An 18,201-nucleotide genomic window follows, 5' to 3' on the forward strand; every position below is an offset into this window, starting at 1 on the left:
GCGGTACGGACCGTGCCAGCCGGGCGCCCCTAGACCCGCGCCTGTGGCGGGCGTCGGCGGCGGTGCGCCGCTACCTGGTCGGCGTGGTGGGCTGCGGCGTACTGATCTCCGGCTGCGCGATCGGCTCGGCGATCGTCTTGGCGGGCCTCGTCGCCCGCGCCGTCGGCGATCCCACCGCCCGGAGCTTGCACGTCTTCGTTGTCCCGCTGTCAATCCTGTTGACGCTGTGGACCGTTCGCGCTGTGACGCATTGGCTCCAGGCCCGGCTGGGGCAACGCGGAGCCAGCGCGGTCGTCGCCGACCTGTCCGGCCAGGTGCTTTCCGCGGTGACCGCCGGGCAACCCGGCCAACTCGCAACACAACGCGACTCCGCCGCCGTCGTGGTCACCCGCGGGCTGGATGGCTTGCGCCCTTATTTCACCGGTTACCTGCCGACGTTGCTGCTCGCCGCGATCCTGACCCCGGCCACCGTCGTCGTGATCGCGGCATACGACCTGAAATCGGCGGTCGTCGTGGCGATCACGCTGCCACTGATACCGATCTTCATGGTGCTGATCGGACTGGCAACCGCTGACCGTTCGGCCGCAGCGCTGGCCGCGATGACGACGCTGCAGGCCCGCCTGCTGGACCTGATCGCCGGCATCCCCACCCTGCGCGCGCTGGGACGCACCGTGGGCCCCGAGCATCGCATCGCCGAACTGGCTGCAGCGCACCGCCGTTCGGCCATGGCGACGCTGCGGATCGCATTCTTGTCGGCTTTGGTGCTGGAGCTGTTGGCCACACTCGGGGTGGCGTTGATCGCCGTCGGGATAGGCCTTCGGCTGGTGTTCGGTGAAATGACCCTGGCCGCCGGCTTGACGGTCCTGCTGCTGGCGCCGGACGTCTACTGGCCGCTGCGCCGCATCGGCGTGGAGTTTCACGCCGCGCAGGACGGCAGGGCCGCCGCCGGTGCGGCCTTTGCCCTCATCGGCGAGCCGACCGTGCCGAAGGAAAGGACTCAGACGGTCACCGCGCGCGGCGCTGGGATTCACCTCGATCATCTGACCGTGGACGGCCGGGACGGCCGGGCGCCGCTCGATCTGAACGCGCTCATCGAACCGGGCTCGGTGACAGTGCTGACCGGACGTAATGGCGCCGGCAAAAGCACGACCCTGCGGGCGATCGCCGGCATCGGCATGCCCTCGTCGGGCCGGGTCATCGTGGACGGCGTCGACGTCGCCGACCTGGAGCCGACCGGATGGTGGGCGCAGCTGTCCTGGCTCCCGCAACGCCCGGTACTCGTGCCGGGTACCGTCGATGAGAACCTGATGCTGCTCGGGAACCTCGAAGACGTCGAAAAGGCTTGTGCCGATTCCGGGTTCGACGCGGTGTTGGCCGAGCTGCCAGATGCGGGTAGCACCGCACTCGGGCGCGGCGGTGTCGGATTGTCGCTGGGACAACGACAACGGTTGGGTCTGGCACGGGCGCTCGGCTCGACGGCCGCCGTGCTGTTGCTCGACGAGCCGACCGCACACCTGGACGCAGCCACCGAAGAACGCGTCTTGCGGGCGATCGTCGAGCGGGCGCGAACGGGTGCGACCGTGATCGTCGTCGGCCATCGCGCGCCGGTCCTAGCCATCGGCGATCAGGTCATCGAGGTCGTCGCCGAGCGGGGGGTGTGCTATGCCCCAGCGTGAAGCCGCTGCGGGTCACCGCGCTGAGCCTCTGCTGGCCGCCGCAGACCTGCTGCGCCCGCGGCTACCCCGCGTCCTTATGGCGATCGCGCTCGGCGTGCTCTCGCTCAGCAGCGCGCTGGCCCTGGCCGGCGTTTCGGCATGGCTGATCACGCGGGCCTGGCAGATGCCGCCCGTGCTGGACCTGTCGGTGGCGGCGGTCGCGGTTCGCATGTTCGCGATCTCGCGGGCAGTGCTGAACTACTGCGAGCGACTGGCCACCCACGACACGGCCCTCCGCGCGGCCGGCACCGCGCGCGTCCAGGTCTACGAACGGCTGGCGCGCGGACCGGCGGCGGCCTCCGTCCGGCTGCACAGCGGCGAGCTGGTGGCCCGGGTGGGCACCGACGTCGACGAGTTGGCCAACGTCCTGGTGCGCGCGCTGGTGCCGATCGGCGTCGCAGTAGTGCTTGCGTTGGCGGCAACGGCGGTCGTCGGTGTCATCTCACCGTCGGCGGCCGTCGTGCTGACCCTCTGCCTGCTGATCGCCGGGTTTGTCGCTCCCCGGCTTGCCGGTCGGGCCGCCGCCACGCAGGAAGGCCTTGCCCGGCAACATCATTCCGAGCGCGACACGTCGGCCATGATCGCCCTCGAACACGCGCCCGAGCTTCGGGTGGCAGGCCTGCTTCCCGAGATCATCGCCGAATCGCAACGCTGTCAACGCGCTTGGGGCGATTCGCTGGACGCCGCCGCCAGACCGGCCGCGGTCGCCGAGGCGATGCACACCGCCGCGATCGGGGCCAGCGTGCTCGGCGCGGTGGTGGCCGGGATCGGACTGGCGCACGCCGTCGCCCCCACCACCCTGGCCGTGCTGATGCTGCTGCCGCTGTCCGCCTTCGAGGCGATGTCGCCGTTGCCGGCGGCAGCCGTTCAATTGACGCGGTCGCGGATCGCCGCCCGTCGGCTGCTCGAACTGGCCCCGCCCGGGCCCGAGACCGCGACAACGAGCGCGTCCATTCCGGGCCACGTCGGCTCGGGGGAACCGTCCGAATGCGCGGAATTGTCGGCCGACGTCCGTCCGGGGCACGACGATGCCGCGCGCTCGATCCGCATCAAGGTGGACCTGCCGCCGGGGGCTCGATTGTGCATCACGGGCGCGAGCGGTTCCGGGAAGACGACCCTGCTGATGACGCTCGCCGGCCTGCTGCCGCCGCTGGACGGGCAGGTGAGGCTGAACGATACGGACATTAGCGAGCTAGACGAAGTCGATCTGCGCCGCGCGATCGGGTTTTTCGCCGAGGACGCCCACATCTTTGCCACCACCGTCCGCGACAACCTGTTGGTCGCGCGGGGGGACTGCCCCGACGAAGAATTGACGGCAGCACTGGAAGCGGTCGGCCTGCACCCGTGGATCGCCGGCCTGCCCGAAGGTTTGTCCACGGTGCTCAGCGGTGGGGCGCAAGCTCTTTCGGCCGGCCAGCGCAGAAGGCTGTTGCTCGCCCGGGCGGTGATCTCGCCCGCGAGGATCGTGCTGCTCGACGAGCCCACCGAACATCTCGACGTCACCGACGCGGAGCGCGTGCTGCGCAACCTGTTGGCCCCGGACTCAGGATTGATCTCTCCGCACCGGACCGTGGTGGTCGCGACTCACCACCTGCCCGAGGGACTGGACTGTGGGCAACTGACCATCACGCAGACGCGGGCACACTCAGAGGTGGCGCCGGCGCGGCATGAATTCCAGCGACAGCAACACGAACAGTAACGGGACGATCTGCGTCATGGAGATCAGCGCATAACGCCGGGCGTCAAGGGCATGCCATTTGCGTACATACCGGTACAAGGACTCGAGCGCGATCAACGGGTCGAGCACGTGGATCAACCGATAAAAGACGCGCTGGGTCCAGCCACGGTTCTTGTCGTCGAAGATCTCGGGGAACGCGGCGAAAGCAAGCGACACCCGCTGTGCCCCAGTCTCTTTGCCCGCCATGATCATGTCGACGCTGAGCCGCTCGTCGAGCCCGTTGGGCGCACTGCGCCGGCGCCACGGCACGTCGAGGGTGATGTCGCTGCCCGCGCCGGCCGTCGCGTAGCGGTGAAACGCCTGCACAGTGCCGGCTTTGTCCCTGGCGATGATCAGCTGGATTCCGGGGAAACGGCCTTCCAGTACGCCGTCGAGGTTCATGTGGAAGCCGCGGTCGGCGTGGGCCCCCTTGGAGGACTCCCGCACCACCTCGGTGAGCTCGGCCAGCAGCTTGTCGTCGAGTTCCTGCTCCGCCACGATTTCGGTTGTCACACCGCAATTGTGGGTGCGTTTCACCGCCTGACGCAGGTTGCGGAATTTGCGGCCGACCATGTCGAAGCTCGCGACGTCAACCACGACATCACGGCCAATCGGTACGGGCCGCAACGATTGTCCCAATACCGACGAATCGTTCCACAGGCCCAGCCGCCGCTCACTGCACCCCACCACCGCGATGCGCCACCCATGGGCGTGGCAGGTGGCGGCGAAATCGGCGACGAGTTCCGGGAAGCGCGCCTCGTCACCGACCGGGTCACCGCCGACCACGGCGATTCCCATCCGCGTGCGGTAGGCGAGCGCCGCGGTCCCGTCGGCGGTGAAGTGGTAGCTCTTGCCGGTCTGCATGGTGAACGGGGCGAGCGCGTCGCCGCCGGTCGCATTGATCAAGTTCCACAGCCGGGGCACGTCATCGGGCCGGGGATGGGAGGTCGTCGGCCACATCAACACCATGCCCGAGCTGGCTATCACCACGTCACCGAACAGATCGAAGGACAACACATGCAAGCCCAGCCCGACCAGCACGAAACACGCGGCAGCGATGGCATGCATCGTCGTCACGGGGCGGCCCAGGAAAATGCCGCGAGCCATCCAGGCCACCGCCACCAAAACGGTCAGCGACCAGGCCAGCCGGTCGGTGTAGTCCCAGCTGGGATGGCTGTGGTGCCGAGCGAGTATCGCGATGAACCAGCAGGCAGCACAGAACAGCGCCAGGGCACCGATCAAGCGGGCCGCGAGTGAATCGACCGACACGACAACGCGTTCGCGCGCGCGGGTTCTCGCGGTCCTGACGTCCACCACTGGCCCGTTCACAATCACCTCCCGATGCGCTGACACCAGCTTGCGGCTCGATGGCCGCCTCTGCATCGAATACCCGACCACGCCAACGCTACGCCCGGAGACGACCGTTTCGGGGCCGAATTCGAACGAGAGATTTCGCGCCTATTCGGTCACGTTTTGGCGACCGGAAGAAGGGAAGTATTTCAGGACGCCTTCTTGCACCACCGTGGCCAGCGGTTGCCCGGACCGATCGAAGAAGTGCCCGGTGCCCAGCCCGCGCGAATCAGCCGCTACCGGCGATGATGTGGAATACAACACCCAGTCGTTGAAGTCGACCTGCCGGTGAAACCAAATGGAATGATTGGCCGACGCGGCGAATATGCGGTCGAATCCCCACGAAAGACCGTGCGTCGTGATAACCGAGTCCAATACCGTGGTGTCCGACGAATACACCATTGTTGCCGTGTGCAATAACGGGTCGTCGGGAAGTTCGCCCAGGGCCTTCAGCCAGACCCGATTGTGCGCGAGCCGGTCGCCCTTGGTGCGCATCACCCATGCCGGGTCGTTGGTGTAACGCCATTCGATGGGCTGCAGTGCATTGACGAAGTGCGGAACCGTCTGCTCGTAGCCGCGCAGCAGTTCGCCGATCGTGGGCTGCGTGTGCGGCTCGGCTACCTCGGGCGGCTCGATGCCGTGCTCAAGGCCGCGGCCGCCCGCCATGTAGGAGATCAGCGCGGAGCACAGCAACGTGCCGCCTTGCATTGCGTCGACGCGCCGATTGGCGAAGCGGCGCTCGTCGCGTAGCCGGGTGACGTGAAACTCGATGTCCTTGGCGGTGTCTCCGCCGTTGATGAAGTGCACCGACAGCGCACTCGGCGGCAGGTCGCCGCGAATCAGGCTGCGAGTGCTCGCGACGAACGACTGCGACATCAGCTGGCCGCCGAAGGTCCGCATCGGGTTCTTGCTCGGATGCGAGCCGAGAAACAGGTTGTCGTCGACACGCTCGAGGTCGAGCGTCGCCAGCAGCTCCGCGAAATCCGGATGGGCGTGTGTCGCGGCGTCTTCTGGCTCTTGAGACCCACAGCCGTCCGCCACACGTTCTCCTCTAGCTAGACGTCGTCCTCCCCGATCCGGTGCACATGGATGAGGTTGGTTGACCCTACTGTGCCAGGTGGCGCGCCGGCGACGATGACCACCAGGTCGCCACGCCTGTAGCGACCGAGCTCCAGCAGCGACTTATCGACCTGGCGGATCATGCCGTCCGTAGAGGTCATCATCGGGACGATGAACGTTTCGGTGCCCCAGGTCATGGCGAGCTGGCTGCGCACCTCGGGCCACGCGGTGAAGGCGAGCAGCGGCAGCGGGGTGTGCAGGCGCGCGAGGCGCTTGACCGTGTCACCGGACTGGGTGAACGCGACCAGCGCCTTGGCGTCGAGCCGCTCGCCGATGTCGCGGGCGGCGTAGGAGATCACCCCACGTTTCGTGCGCGGCACGTGTGTCAGCGGCGGCGCGGCCGTGGAATTGTCCTCGACCGCGCAGATGATGCGCGCCATCGTCCGGACCGCCGCCAGCGGGTATTTCCCGACCGAGGTCTCCCCGGACAACATGACCGCGTCGGCGCCGTCGAGGACGGCGTTGGCGACGTCAGAAGCCTCGGCCCGGGTCGGCCGTGAACTCTCGATCATCGAATCCAGCATCTGGGTCGCCACGATCACCGGTTTCGCGTTCTCCCGGGCCATTTGGATGGCCCGCTTCTGCACCAGCGGAACTTCCTCCAGGGGCAGTTCGACGCCGAGGTCGCCACGGGCCACCATGATCGCGTCGAAAGCCAGCACGATGGCTTCCAGATTGTCGACGGCCTCCGGCTTCTCCAGCTTCGCAATCACCGGCACCCGCCGGCCGACGCGGTCCATCACCTCGTGCACCAACTCGACGTCGGACGGCGAACGCACGAAAGAGAGCGCGACCAGATCGACACCGAGTTCCAGCGCGAAGGTGAGGTCCTCGACGTCCTTCTCCGATAAGGCCGGTGCGGACACGTTCATGCCGGGCAGCGAAATGCCCTTGTTGTTGCTGACCGGCCCGCCCTCGACCACGGTGCAGATGACGTCGTCGCCCTCGATCCCGTCGATGACCAGGCCGACCTTGCCGTCGTCGACCAGAATCCGGTCACCGACGGACGCGTCCTGGGCCAACTTCTTGTAGGTGGTCGACACTCGGTCATGGTCGCCCTCGCAGTCGGCGACGGTGATCCGCACCGTTTCACCGTCGGCCCAGTACGTGGGGCCGGTGGCGAAACGTCCCAGCCTGATCTTGGGGCCCTGCAGATCGGCGAGGACGCCGACGGCTCGGCCCGTGGCGTCGGACGCGGACCGGACACGCTCGTAGGCGGCTTTGTGATCGGCGTAGTCGCCGTGGCTGAAGTTCAGCCGGGCGACGTCCATTCCGGCCCCAACCAGGGCCAGAATCGACTCATCCGAACTGGTCGCAGGGCCAAGGGTGCAGACGATCTTTCCGCGTCTACTCACGCCGACCCAGCATAGTCGCGTGCGACCCCCGCGGCCCGCACATAACCGCCGCCGCGCAGTGTGCTCTTACCCACCAAGAACGGTCGGAAACAACGGGAAGGCGGGCAGGTTACGCAGCACCGTCCAGGCGATCGTCGCGACCACGACCGTCAGCAACGCCGCTCTGGGCGGCAACCCCTTGCCGCGCGCGCGTCGCACCAATAGCCATGCGGCCAGCAGCGGGATTCCTATCAGCGCGAAGACGTTGTCGTGGATGGCGGCCATCAAGTCGCCGTGCAGCAGGTCGTGCGTCATCCGCAGGCCGCCGCAGAACGGGCAATTCCAGCCGGTGAGCAACTTGAACGGACACGCCGGGTAGACCGAACTCGGGCTGTGCGGGTCGACCAGCGCGACGTAGCCGAGCGCGCCACCCACCGCCACGCCGGTACCGGCCGCGGTGAAGAGGCGATGACGCCGCAGGCCGTGCGGATGCGGTCGCCCCGGAGCATGCGTGGCTGGGCGCGGCTGCATCATCTAGGCCGCTGACCTTGAGTTGGTCACGCATTTCAGCATGCCAGATCCATTGCCCACCGACCGCGCGAAATCCGGACACGGCGGCGGTTAGCGGCCCGACAAGCGATTCCGCAGTCGCGCGCCCCATCGCCGACGGGGTTCCGGCTGGGCCGGGGTTGTTTCGGCGGTCTCTTGGGCGGCGGGTTCGGGTTCGGTGGCCGCCGTCGAGTCATCAGCGGCATCAGCTTCGGACGTTTCGTCCGTTTCGGCTGCTTCGGCGGCGGGCTCGTGGTCCGTGTCCTCGTCGACGGGCTCGTCTTGCGTTGCGGCTTGCGGTTCTTCGTCGTCGGCCGCCGCGGTTTCCGCTTCCGGTTCGTCGGACTCGGCCTCGGGCTTGTCGGTTTCGGACTCTTCGGCATCTTGATCTTGTGCTGCCGCCTCGGCTTCCGGTTCTGGTTCGTCGGCTTCTGGTTCCGGTTCCTCGGCCTCCTCGGCGGCGGCCTCGGGCTCTGCTTCTGCTTCCTCGGCTTCCGGTTCCGGTTCCTCGGCCCGCTCGGCGGCGGCCTCGGGCTCCGCCGCGTCCTCCCCTTCCGGTTCCGCTTCGAGCTCTTCGGCCTCGGCCACCGGCTCGTCCGACTCGGAGCCCTCGGCCAAGGCCTCGGTTTCGGGCTCGGCTTCCGGTTCGGCCTCGGGCCTGTCCGTCCCGTCCTCGCCCGGCTCCACCTCGGCGGCCGCTTCCGTCGAGTCCGCCACCGGTTCTTCGGCTTCCGCGTCGGCGGGGGTGGTGTCGGCGGGCTCCGCCGTCGCGGCGGAGCCTGTCGGCGCGTCGGCCGCCGCCGCAGCGCCCGCCGCGGCCGTCGCGGCGGCCACGGTTGCGGGTTCATCCTCCGGCTCAGCGGCGGCCGCTTCCTCGTCGAGGTACTCGTTGCCGCGCAGGCTGGCGGGATCTTCGCGGCCCTTCGGCGCCGCCATCAGGTACACGACGGCCCCGATGAACACGAAAGTGGATGTGAACGAGTTGATCCGGATGCCGGCGATGTGGGTGGCGGTGTCGTCGCGCAGCAACTCGACACAGAACCGCCCCACGCAGTAGCCCGCGACGTACAGCGCGAACAGCCGGCCGTGGCCAAGATTGAAGCGCCGGTCGGCGTAGATCAGCGCTACGAAAACCAGTACATTCCAGATCAATTCGTAAAGAAACGTGGGCTGCACCACGAATGCGACGTGGCCCGTCGAGACACCGTCCAGCAAATGCGGGCTCTCAAATCCCGACCCATCTCGGCGGTTGAAGATCTCCAGACCCCACGGCAGGGTGGTTTCGCGGCCGTAGAGTTCCTGGTTGAAGTAATTGCCGAGGCGACCGATGGCCTGCGCCAGAATGATTCCCGGCGCCAGCGCGTCGGCGAAGGCCGGAAGTGGGATCCCACGCCGGCGGCAGCCGATCCAGGCGCCGACGCCGCCGAGCGCCACCGCGCCCCAAATGCCCAAGCCGCCGTCCCAGATCCGCACGGCCGCCCCGAGTCCCGCGCCGCCGGGGCCCCAATATGTCCGCCAGTCGGTGGCCAGGTGGTAGAGCCGGCCACCGATCAGCCCGAACGGCACGGCCCACAACGCGATGTCGTAGATCACCCCGCGCTCGCCACCGCGGGCGGCCCAACGCCGGTCACCGATGAGCAATGCGGCCACGATGCCCGCAATGATGAACAGCGCGTAGGCCCGGATGGGCAGCGGCCCGAGGTGCCATACACCCTGCGACGGGCTCGGGAAATAGGCCAGTAGCTTCGTCACGAGGCGGCCGCCCTCTCACGAACACCGGCGGCGAGTTCTTCAGTCAGTGCACGCAATGCAGTCAAACCTCCGTCTCCCAGCGCCGACACCAGCGCGGACCCGACAATGACACCGTCTGCGTAGCTGCCGATCTGGGCGGCCTGCTCTCGCGATCGCACCCCCAGACCGACACCGACGGGTATGTCGGATAGCTCCTTGACCCTGCTCACCAATTCGGGCGCCGCGTTGGACACGACGTCACGCGCACCCGTGACGCCCATCGTCGAAGCCGCGTAGACGAAGCCACGCGAAGCCTCGACCGTCATCGCCAACCGCTGTGGTGTCGAGGACGGCGCGACGAGAAAGATCCGGTTCAACCGATACTCGTCGGAGGCCGCCAACCATTGCCCGGCTTCGTCGGGGATGAGATCGGGCGTGATCAGGCCGTACCCGCCGGCCGATGCCAGATCCCGCGCGAACGCGTCAACGCCATAGCGCACCACGGGGTTCCAGTAGGTCATCACCACGGCACGGCCGCCGGCCGCGCTGATCGCCTCGACCGCGGCAAGGGTGTCACGAACGCGCACTCCCCCGTTCAGCGCGATCTCGGTGGCCTTGGCGATGGTCGGGCCGTCCATGCCGGGATCCGAATAGGGAACCCCGACTTCGATGATGTCGCAACCGGATTCGACCAGTGCGATCATCCCTTTCACCGACGTCGGCACGTCGGGGTAACCGGTGGGCAGATAGCCGATCAGCGCCGCGCGGTTGTCGCTGCGGCAGCCATCGAAAACCGACCCGAGCTTGTCCGCTTCGCTGTGTTTAACCGTCATCGATCGCTGGATCCCAACAGCCCGAACCATTTCGCGGCGGTCTCGACGTCCTTGTCGCCGCGCCCGGACAGGTTCACCACGATGATCGCGCCCCGTCCCAATTCGGGGCCCAATTTCAGGGCACCGGCTATCGCGTGCGCCGATTCGATCGCCGGGATGATCCCTTCCGTGCGGCACAGCACGCGGAACGCATCCATTGCCTCCGAGTCGGTGATCGGACGGTACTCGGCGCGCCCCGTCTCGCGTAGATACGCATGTTCTGGACCCACTCCCGGGTAATCGAGACCCGCTGAGATGGAATGAGATTCGATGGTCTGCCCATCCTCGTCCTGCAGCAGATACGAGAACGATCCCTGAAACGCACCGGGCGAGCCGCCGCTGAATGTCGCGGCGTGTCTTCCGGTTTCGACACCATCACCGGCCGCCTCGAAGCCGATCAACCGCACGTTCGGGTCGTCGATGAATGGGTGGAAGATACCGATGGCGTTGGAACCGCCGCCGATGCAGGCCACCACGGCGTCGGGCAACCGGCCCGCCTGGGCCTGGATCTGGGCGCGCGCCTCGAGGCCGATGATGCGTTGGAAGTCGCGCACCATGGCCGGGAAGGGGTGCGGGCCGGCCGCGGTGCCGAAACAGTAGAAAGTGTTGTGGGCATTGGTAACCCAATCCCTAAATGCCTCGTTGATGGCATCCTTGAGCGTTTTCGAACCGCTTTCGACCGAGACGACCGTGGCCCCGAGCAGGCGCATCCGAGCCACGTTGAGCGCCTGACGCTCGGTGTCGACGGCGCCCATGTAAACCACGCAGTCGAGGCCGAGCAAGGCGCACGCGGTGGCGGTCGCCACGCCGTGCTGGCCGGCCCCGGTCTCGGCGATCACCCGCTTCTTGCCCATCCGCTGGGCCAGCAACGCCTGCCCGAGCACGTTGTTGATCTTGTGAGAACCGGTGTGGTTCAGGTCTTCTCGCTTGAGGAAGATGCGCGCACCGGCCTGCTCGGAAAGCCGGGGCGCCTCATACAGCGGCGACGGTCGGCCCGCGTAGTTCGCCTGCAGGTAATCGAGCGTGTCCAGGAAATCCTGGTTGACACGTTCCTTCTCGTAGGCGGCGGTGACCTCTTCGATCACGGCCATCAACGCCTCGGCGACGTAGCGGCCCCCGTACACGCCGAAATGGCCACCGGCATCGGGCTCGTGACGGGTGGGTTCTGCGATGGCTGCGCTCGGGAGCGGAAGGTCCGGGCGGGACAGGTCCACCATCACCAAGGCTCTACGCGGGGATGGCTCATGGGTTCAACGTATCAGCGCGGGGCTCTTCAGTGACGTAACGACTAGCGAGCCGGTTTCGGACAGGACGGATGGGTGCCCGCGGTAACGAGGTCGGCAACGGCGGCGCGCGGATCACCGCTTTTGACCAGGCCTTCGCCGACCAAAACGGCGTCGGCACCGGCACCGGCATAAGCCAGCAGGTCTCCGGTGCCGCGCACACCGGACTCGGCGATCCTGATCACGTTGCTCGGCAGACCGGGAGCGATGCGCGCGAAGCAATCCCGGTCCACTTCCAGCGTCGCCAGATCGCGGGCGTTGACGCCGATTACACTGGCGCCGGCCTTCAGCGCCCGGTCGGCTTCTTCTTCGGTGTGCACCTCGACCAGCGCCGTCATGCCCAGCGATTCGGTGCGGTCCAGCATCGACACCAACGCCGACTGCTCCAGCGCGGCGACGATGAGCAGCAACATGTCGGCGCCGTGCGCACGCGCTTCGTGGATCTGATAGGGCTGCAAGACAAAGTCTTTGCGCAGAACCGGTATCGAGACCGCCGCGCGAACCGCGTCGAGGTCATCGAGCGAGCCGTGGAACCGTCGCTCCTCGGTCAAGACACTGATGATGCGGGCGCCACCGTCTTCGTAGGCTCGCGCCAGCTTGGCCGGATCCGCAATCGTCGCCAGGGAGCCCGCCGACGGACTCGCGCGCTTGACTTCGGCGATGACGCCGATCCCGGGCTCGCGCAGAGCGGCCATCACATCGCGTGGCGCCGGCGCGGCCGCGGCGGCGGCTTTGATCTCCGACAGGCTGATGAGCGCTTCGCGCGCGGCAACGTCGGCCCGGACTCCCTCGAGGATGGAGTCAAGCACGGTTGCCGGACTCATGCCTGTCGTTTCCCTTCGCCATGCCGCCCGTTGTCATCCCACGGCTCCTGTGTGTCCCAGCCGATTGCAACGACGTCAATGAAGGGTAGCGGCCCATGGCTTGCGGCCCTTCACCGACCCTCGGTGTCAGACTCACCTGCCCGATCGGTCGGGTCGCGTCCCTCGTCAAGCGCGTCCCAGATCATCCGCTCCGACATTCCCGGCGTCTTCGGCTCCTCCAGGATCGCCCCGTCGGCGCATCTGCGTCGCGCAATCGACCGGCGCGTCGCCGGTGCCGCATACCGTATTGCGCTCGAGCGGGCCGACCCGGAATCCGACGCCGACCGCATGAGCAGGACGGCGGCGATCAACGTGCAGGCCGCGGCGAGCACCGTGATGCCCGCGCCCCAGTACCGCCGCTCGCTTCCGACCAGCGACATCACCGAGATGTGCGCCAGTTCCGCACCGCGGACGGCCACATCGGGCAGCACCCACAGGCTGACTCCCAGGTAGCCGACCGCCAGACTGATCACCGCCAGCAGGCCGGCGAGCGCGCGCAACAGCCAGCCCCGCACGGCGATGGCTGCCACGGCCGCGGCCAGCAGGAGCAACGCCAACGGCAGCAGCGCCGTCGACCACGCCGCCCCGGCCAAGGTGACCTGTTTGGGCGGCCCCAGCCCGTCGAACGATCGGATCACGACCCACGGCAGGCGCGAGGCCACCCACAGCGTCCCGGCGGCAACCACCAGCGCTGCCTGGGCAATTCGGATCAACCACCGGCTCCTCGACCGTCCGGTGCCGGCGCCGGCCTCAGTCATCGGCCGCGGGTTCGGTCAGCGTCTCGGCGGCGGCGATCGCGCTGAGCACCGCGCGCGCCTTATTGGTCGCCTCGGTGTACTCGTAGGGGCCGTTGGAGTCCGCGACTACCCCGCCGCCGGATTGCACGTAGGCGGTGCCGTCGCGCATCAAGGCGGTGCGAATGGCGATCGCGAAGTCGGCATTGCCGGCGAAGTCCAGGTAGCCGACGACGCCGCCGTACAGGCCGCGGCGGGTCTTCTCCACCTCTTCGATGAGCTCCATGGCCCGTACCTTCGGTGCGCCGGAGAGCGTGCCGGCCGGGAAGCAGGCGGTCACGGCATCCAGCGCGGTACGACCCTCGCCGAGCGTGCCCGTCACCGTCGACACCAGGTGCATCACGTGGCTATAGCGTTCGATATGGCTGTAGTCCTCGACGCGCACGGACCCCGGCGCGCAGACCCGGCCCAGATCGTTGCGGCCCAGGTCGACCAGCATCAGGTGCTCGGCGCGTTCCTTCTCGTCGGCCAACAGCTCCTTTTCCAGCAGCTGGTCCTCTTCGTCGGTGCCCCCGCGCCACCGCGTTCCGGCGATCGGATGGGTGGTCGCGATGCCGTCGGCGACGGTCACCAGCGCCTCGGGGCTGGAGCCGACGATTGAAAAGTCAGTTCCGCCAGCGTCATTCGGGACGTGGAGCAGATACATGTAGGGGCTCGGATTCGTGACCCGCAACATCCGGTACACATCGATCGGATTGACGTGGGTGTCCATTTCGAACCGTTGCGAGGGCACCACCTGGAAGGCCTCGCCCGCGGCGATCTGTTCGACGAGGTAATCGACGACCTTGCCGTACTCCTCGACGGTCCGCTGCGCGCGGTAGCGCGGCTCGGGCCGCTCGAACGTGCCGACCGTGGATGACAGCGGCTGGCCCAGCGCCGCGGTCATCACATCCAAACGCCCAATCGCGTTGTCGTAGGCCTCGTCCACCCGCTCGTCGGTGCCGTTCCAGTTCACCGCGTTCGCGATCAGCGTGATGGTGCCCTCGTGGTGATCGACCGCCGCCACGTCGGTGGCCAGCAGCAGCAACATGTCGGGGAGCTGGAGGTCGTCGACCGCGAGTTCGGGCAGGCGTTCCAGGCGCCTGACCATGTCGTAGGCGAAGAACCCGACCATGCCGCCCGACAGCGGCGGCAGCCCCGGGACCGGGCCGGTGGCCAGCAGCTCGCACGTGGCCCGCAAAGCCTGCAGCGGGTCGCCCCCGGTCGGTGCGTCCTGGGGCACCGAGCCCAGCCATACGGCTTCACCGTCACGCACGGTCAGCGCCGATGGCGCCCCGGCACCGATGAACGACCAGCGCGACCAGGAACGGCCGTGCTCGGCGGATTCCAGCAGAAAAGTCCCCGGGCGGTCGGCGGCGAGTTTGCGGTAGGCCGACAACGGCGTCTCACTATCGGCCAGCACCTTGCGGGTCACCGGGACCACGCGGTGCTCGGCTGCCAGCTGGCGGAAATCCTCTCGTGAGGTCGTCGCGGCGGGGTGGGCGTGCACCGAACCATCCTCCCAGACGCGTTGCTGTGCTTCGGTGCGCCCAGCCTGACGACGACGCAGCCCGGGGTGTGGAGGAGCCGGGCGATCGGACCCGGCCGGACGACGATGACGGCGGCGTAGCGTGTCGGCCATGAAACCTGGTGACACCGTCGCGGACTTCGAACTACCCGATCAGGCCGGGACGCCGCGCAAGCTCAGCGAACTGCTTTCCGGGGGCCCGGTGGTGCTGTTCTTCTACCCGGCCGCGATGACGCCCGGCTGCACCAAAGAAGCGTGCCATTTCCGCGATCTGGCCTCCGAGTTCGCCGCGGTCGGAGCCAACCGGGTGGGCATCAGCGCCGACGCCGTGCAGAAGCAGGCCAAATTCGCCGACATGCAGAAGTTCGACTACCCGCTGCTGTCGGACACCGACGGAACCGTCGCCACCCAGTTCGGCGTCAAGCGGGGCCTGCTCGGCAAGCTGATGCCGGTCAAACGCACGACATTCGTCATCGACACCGACCGCACGGTGCTCGAGGTGATCTCCAGCGAGTTCAACATGGACAGCCACGCCGATAAGGCGCTGGCGACGCTGCGTGCCCGCGCGTAACCGTCAGGGGTTGATCGCCAGGAACACGTAGGCCGCCAGCAGCACCAAATGCACCTCGCCCTGCAGGCGGGTCGCCCGGCCGGGCACCACCGTCAGCATGCTGATGACGACGGTCAGGGCCAGCAACACCAGCTGGATGGCGCCGAGGCCGAGCAGCAGCGGCCCCTTGAGCCATATCGATGCCAGCGCGATCGCCGGGATGGTGAGCCCGATGCTGGCCATCGCCGAGCCGTACGCCAGGTTCAGGCTGATCTGGATGCGGCCTTGCCGCGCCGCCCGCACCGCCGCGAGCGTTTCGGGCAGCAACACCAGCGCCGCGATGATCACGCCCACGAACGACTGCGGGAAGCCGACCGCGGTCACCGCGCTCTCCACGGCGGGTGACTCCTCTTCGGCCAGGCCCACCACCGCCACCAGGGCGCCGAGCATCAGCGCGAGGCTGGTCAGCGCCGCGCGGGCGGTCGGCGGTTCGGCATGGCTTTCGTCGGCGAACAGGCTCTTCTGACCCTTCTGCGCGATCGGCAGGAAGAAGTCGCGATGCCGCACGGTCTGCGTGAACACGAACAGCAGGTAGAGCAGCAGCGACGCGACCGCGGCGAAGGCGAGCTGCCCGGGTGAGAACTCCTTGCCCACGGTGGTGGTGGTGAACGCGGGCAACACGAGGCTCAGCGTCGCCAGGGTGGTCACCGTCGCCAGCGCGGCGCCGCTGCCTTCGGCGTTGAATATCGTCACGCCGTACCGCCGGGAACCCAGCAGCAGCGACAGCCCGGCGATGCCGTTGGTGGTGATCATCAGCGCGGCGAACGCCGTGTCGCGGGCCAGGGTCGCCGTCTCGTTACCGCCGGACGCCATCAATTCGACGATCAGGGCGACCTCGATGACCGTGACCGCGGCCGCGAGCACCAACGATCCGAACGGCTCGCCGACCCGGTGTGCGACCACCTCCGCGTGATGCACCGCCGCGACCACTGCGCCGATGAGAAACAACGCCGTCAGCCCGACCAGCACGGGACCGAGCGTCCTGCCCCAGATCAGCGCCAGCACGACGACGGAAAGCACTGGCACAACGATGTTCCAGGACGACCATTTCGACATTGACCGCCATTCTTGTCGAAGTAGTGCTCCCACGCGTGCGGAAAGTGACCCCTGACACGCTCGGCGGCGCATGGCCGGTCGCGCGCCCGCAGCCACTCGGCCCGCCTCGGTGGGCGATAACCGGTTGCGGCGGCGGCGGCGTCAGTAGCATGCTCACATGCCCGACCGCGGTGGCGATCACGAACGCCTGAGCGAAGGACAGATGTTTGCCGGTTACACCATCGTTCGTCGGCTGGGCGCCGGCGGCATGGGTCAGGTCTATCTCGCTCAGCACCCGCGGCTGCCCCGCCGCGACGCGCTCAAGGTGTTGTCCGCCGAACTGACCGCGAATGACGAGTTCCGCCAACGTTTCAACCGCGAGGCCGATCTGGCGGCCGGCCTGTACAACGAGCACATCGTCGGCATCCACGACCGTGGCGAATTCGAGGGAAAGCTATGGCTGTCGATGGACTACGTGGAGGGCATCGACGCCGCGGAGCTGTTACGCGGCCGGTATCCGTCCGGCATGCCGAAAGCCGAAGTCGTCGAGATCATTTCGGCGGTGGCCGACGCGCTCGATTACGCCCACTCGCGCGGGCTGCTGCACCGCGACGTCAAACCGGCCAACATTTTGCTCGGCTCGAGTTCTCCTGGCAACCCGCGCCGACGGATCCTGCTGGCCGATTTCGGCATTGCCCGCGAACTGGGTGAGATCAGCGGCCTGACCGCGACGAACATGTTGGTGGGGACCACCGCCTACTGCGCACCCGAGCAACTGCAGGGTGCGGACCTCGACGCGAAAGCCGACCAGTATGCGCTGGGCTGTACCGCCTACCACCTGTTGAGCGGTACCGCGCCTTTTCATCATTCCAACCCGGCGGTGGTCATCGGTCAGCATCTGTCCGCACCGCCGCCACTGATCAGTCAGCGGCGACCTGACCTGGCGGAACTCGATCCCGTCATCGCCAAGGCGCTCGCCAAGCGACCGAACGAGCGCTACGCGACGTGCACCGAATTCGCGGCGGCCCTGGCCGGCCGAGCGGGCGCCGCTTCGCGCGCTGATCAGGGGCCCACGGAAATCATCTCTGCGCCAACGGAAGCGATCGCAACGCCGCCCGGCCCGGCCGGCGCCACGCCGCCGCGGGCCCGCGGCGGCCGCGTCCGGGCGGTTCCGCTGGCCGCGGCGCTCGTCGCCGTCGCGCTTGTCGCGCTGGCCGCCGTCGTCGGCGTTCGCCTGCTGCGGGCCAACCCCGGCCAGCCCGATCCCGGTGCCTCGTCGCCGTCCGCGGCGCGGGCGGGCGCGAGTACCGTTGTGCCGCCGTCGACATCGGCCCTGAAGCTGTCCGGCCAGATCACCGACCAGGTGGGCGCCCTCGGTCCGATCGAGCACAACACGGTCGAACGCGCGCTGGACAACCTGCGCGCCGCTCGTGGCGTTCGGCTCTGGGTGGTGTATGTCAAGGGTTTCGCGGGCCTCAAGCCGTTCCGGTGGGCCGAGGACACCATGCGCGCCAACAACTTCACCGACACCGACGCGATCTTGGCCGTCGCCACCGAGGAGCGCGGCTTTTCCTTCCGGGTGCCCGCCGCGGCGATCAATGGAACGGGTATCGACGTCGAAGCCATTCGCCGGGACCGCATCGAACCGGCCGTCGCCCGGCGGGAATGGACACGCGCCGCGCTGGTCGCCGCAAACGGGCTCAATGCGCTGCCGGGCTGATT

General features: G+C 68.0%; 15 protein-coding genes. 4 read left to right on the top strand and 11 right to left on the bottom strand.

Annotated elements, in window-relative coordinates; genetic code table 11:
• The first annotated feature begins 62 nt into the window (after window positions 1–62).
• On the top strand, window positions 63–1,676 hold the full coding sequence (gene cydD, locus AC5Y4H_RS19075; protein WP_499984025.1) for a thiol reductant ABC exporter subunit CydD: 1,614 nt from the start codon (window positions 63–65) through the stop codon (window positions 1,674–1,676).
• Complete coding sequence (cydC, locus tag AC5Y4H_RS19080) at window positions 1,663–3,414, top strand: thiol reductant ABC exporter subunit CydC (protein WP_499984026.1); 1,752 nt, start codon at window positions 1,663–1,665, stop codon at window positions 3,412–3,414. The genes cydD and cydC overlap by 14 nt, the downstream gene beginning before the upstream one ends.
• On the opposite strand, the gene AC5Y4H_RS19085 is transcribed toward cydC, so the two are convergent.
• The 10 genes from AC5Y4H_RS19085 to AC5Y4H_RS19130 all read right to left on the bottom strand — a co-directional run bounded on the left by AC5Y4H_RS19085 (window position 3,361) and on the right by AC5Y4H_RS19130 (window position 14,816).
• A complete protein-coding gene (locus AC5Y4H_RS19085) occupies window positions 3,361–4,761 on the bottom strand; it encodes a bifunctional lysylphosphatidylglycerol flippase/synthetase MprF (RefSeq protein WP_499984027.1) in 1,401 nt (466 codons plus the stop codon). The two genes, cydC and AC5Y4H_RS19085, sit on opposite strands and share 54 nt — an antisense overlap.
• 129 nt (window positions 4,762–4,890) lie before the next feature.
• Window positions 4,891–5,823 (bottom strand): acyl-CoA thioesterase II, encoded by a 933-nt coding sequence (locus tag AC5Y4H_RS19090; protein WP_499984028.1) that lies wholly within the window; start codon window positions 5,821–5,823, stop codon window positions 4,891–4,893.
• Between the two features lie 14 nt (window positions 5,824–5,837).
• Window positions 5,838–7,256 (bottom strand): pyruvate kinase, encoded by a 1,419-nt coding sequence (pyk, locus tag AC5Y4H_RS19095; protein ID WP_499984029.1) that lies wholly within the window; start codon window positions 7,254–7,256, stop codon window positions 5,838–5,840.
• 66 nt (window positions 7,257–7,322) lie between these two features.
• Window positions 7,323–7,769 (bottom strand): DUF2752 domain-containing protein, encoded by a 447-nt coding sequence (locus AC5Y4H_RS19100; RefSeq protein ID WP_499984030.1) that lies wholly within the window; start codon window positions 7,767–7,769, stop codon window positions 7,323–7,325.
• An 87-nt stretch (window positions 7,770–7,856) separates the two neighbouring features.
• Window positions 7,857–9,536 carry a prolipoprotein diacylglyceryl transferase gene (locus tag AC5Y4H_RS19105; protein WP_499984031.1) on the bottom strand — a complete coding sequence of 560 codons (1,680 nt, stop codon included), beginning with the start codon at window positions 9,534–9,536 and terminating at the stop codon, window positions 7,857–7,859.
• A complete protein-coding gene (gene trpA / locus AC5Y4H_RS19110) occupies window positions 9,533–10,348 on the bottom strand; it encodes a tryptophan synthase subunit alpha (protein ID WP_499984033.1) in 816 nt (271 codons plus the stop codon). The genes AC5Y4H_RS19105 and trpA overlap by 4 nt, the downstream gene beginning before the upstream one ends.
• On the bottom strand, window positions 10,345–11,607 hold the full coding sequence (gene trpB, locus AC5Y4H_RS19115) for a tryptophan synthase subunit beta (protein WP_499984034.1): 1,263 nt from the start codon (window positions 11,605–11,607) through the stop codon (window positions 10,345–10,347). Before trpB ends, trpA begins: the two co-directional genes overlap by 4 nt.
• A gap of 68 nt (window positions 11,608–11,675) precedes the next feature.
• On the bottom strand, window positions 11,676–12,494 hold the full coding sequence (gene trpC, locus AC5Y4H_RS19120) for an indole-3-glycerol phosphate synthase TrpC (protein ID WP_499984036.1): 819 nt from the start codon (window positions 12,492–12,494) through the stop codon (window positions 11,676–11,678).
• Window positions 12,495–12,604: 110 nt separating this feature from the next.
• Window positions 12,605–13,291 carry a TIGR02234 family membrane protein gene (locus tag AC5Y4H_RS19125; protein WP_499984038.1) on the bottom strand — a complete coding sequence of 229 codons (687 nt, stop codon included), beginning with the start codon at window positions 13,289–13,291 and terminating at the stop codon, window positions 12,605–12,607.
• Window positions 13,284–14,816 (bottom strand): anthranilate synthase component I, encoded by a 1,533-nt coding sequence (locus tag AC5Y4H_RS19130; RefSeq protein WP_499984040.1) that lies wholly within the window; start codon window positions 14,814–14,816, stop codon window positions 13,284–13,286. Before AC5Y4H_RS19130 ends, AC5Y4H_RS19125 begins: the two co-directional genes overlap by 8 nt.
• A gap of 130 nt (window positions 14,817–14,946) precedes the next feature.
• On the opposite strand from AC5Y4H_RS19130, the gene AC5Y4H_RS19135 reads away from it, so the two are divergent.
• Complete coding sequence (locus tag AC5Y4H_RS19135) at window positions 14,947–15,405, top strand: peroxiredoxin (RefSeq protein WP_499984041.1); 459 nt, start codon at window positions 14,947–14,949, stop codon at window positions 15,403–15,405.
• 3 nt (window positions 15,406–15,408) lie between these two features.
• On the opposite strand, the gene AC5Y4H_RS19140 is transcribed toward AC5Y4H_RS19135, so the two are convergent.
• Window positions 15,409–16,500, bottom strand: a complete 1,092-nt coding sequence (locus AC5Y4H_RS19140; protein WP_499984043.1) for a calcium:cation antiporter — start codon at window positions 16,498–16,500, stop codon at window positions 15,409–15,411.
• 157 nt (window positions 16,501–16,657) lie between these two features.
• On the opposite strand from AC5Y4H_RS19140, the gene AC5Y4H_RS19145 reads away from it, so the two are divergent.
• Window positions 16,658–18,199 carry a serine/threonine-protein kinase gene (locus tag AC5Y4H_RS19145; protein ID WP_499984044.1) on the top strand — a complete coding sequence of 514 codons (1,542 nt, stop codon included), beginning with the start codon at window positions 16,658–16,660 and terminating at the stop codon, window positions 18,197–18,199.
• Window positions 18,200–18,201 lie beyond the last annotated feature (2 nt).

It is taken from the genome of Mycobacterium sp. NGS58, from assembly GCF_059812385.1.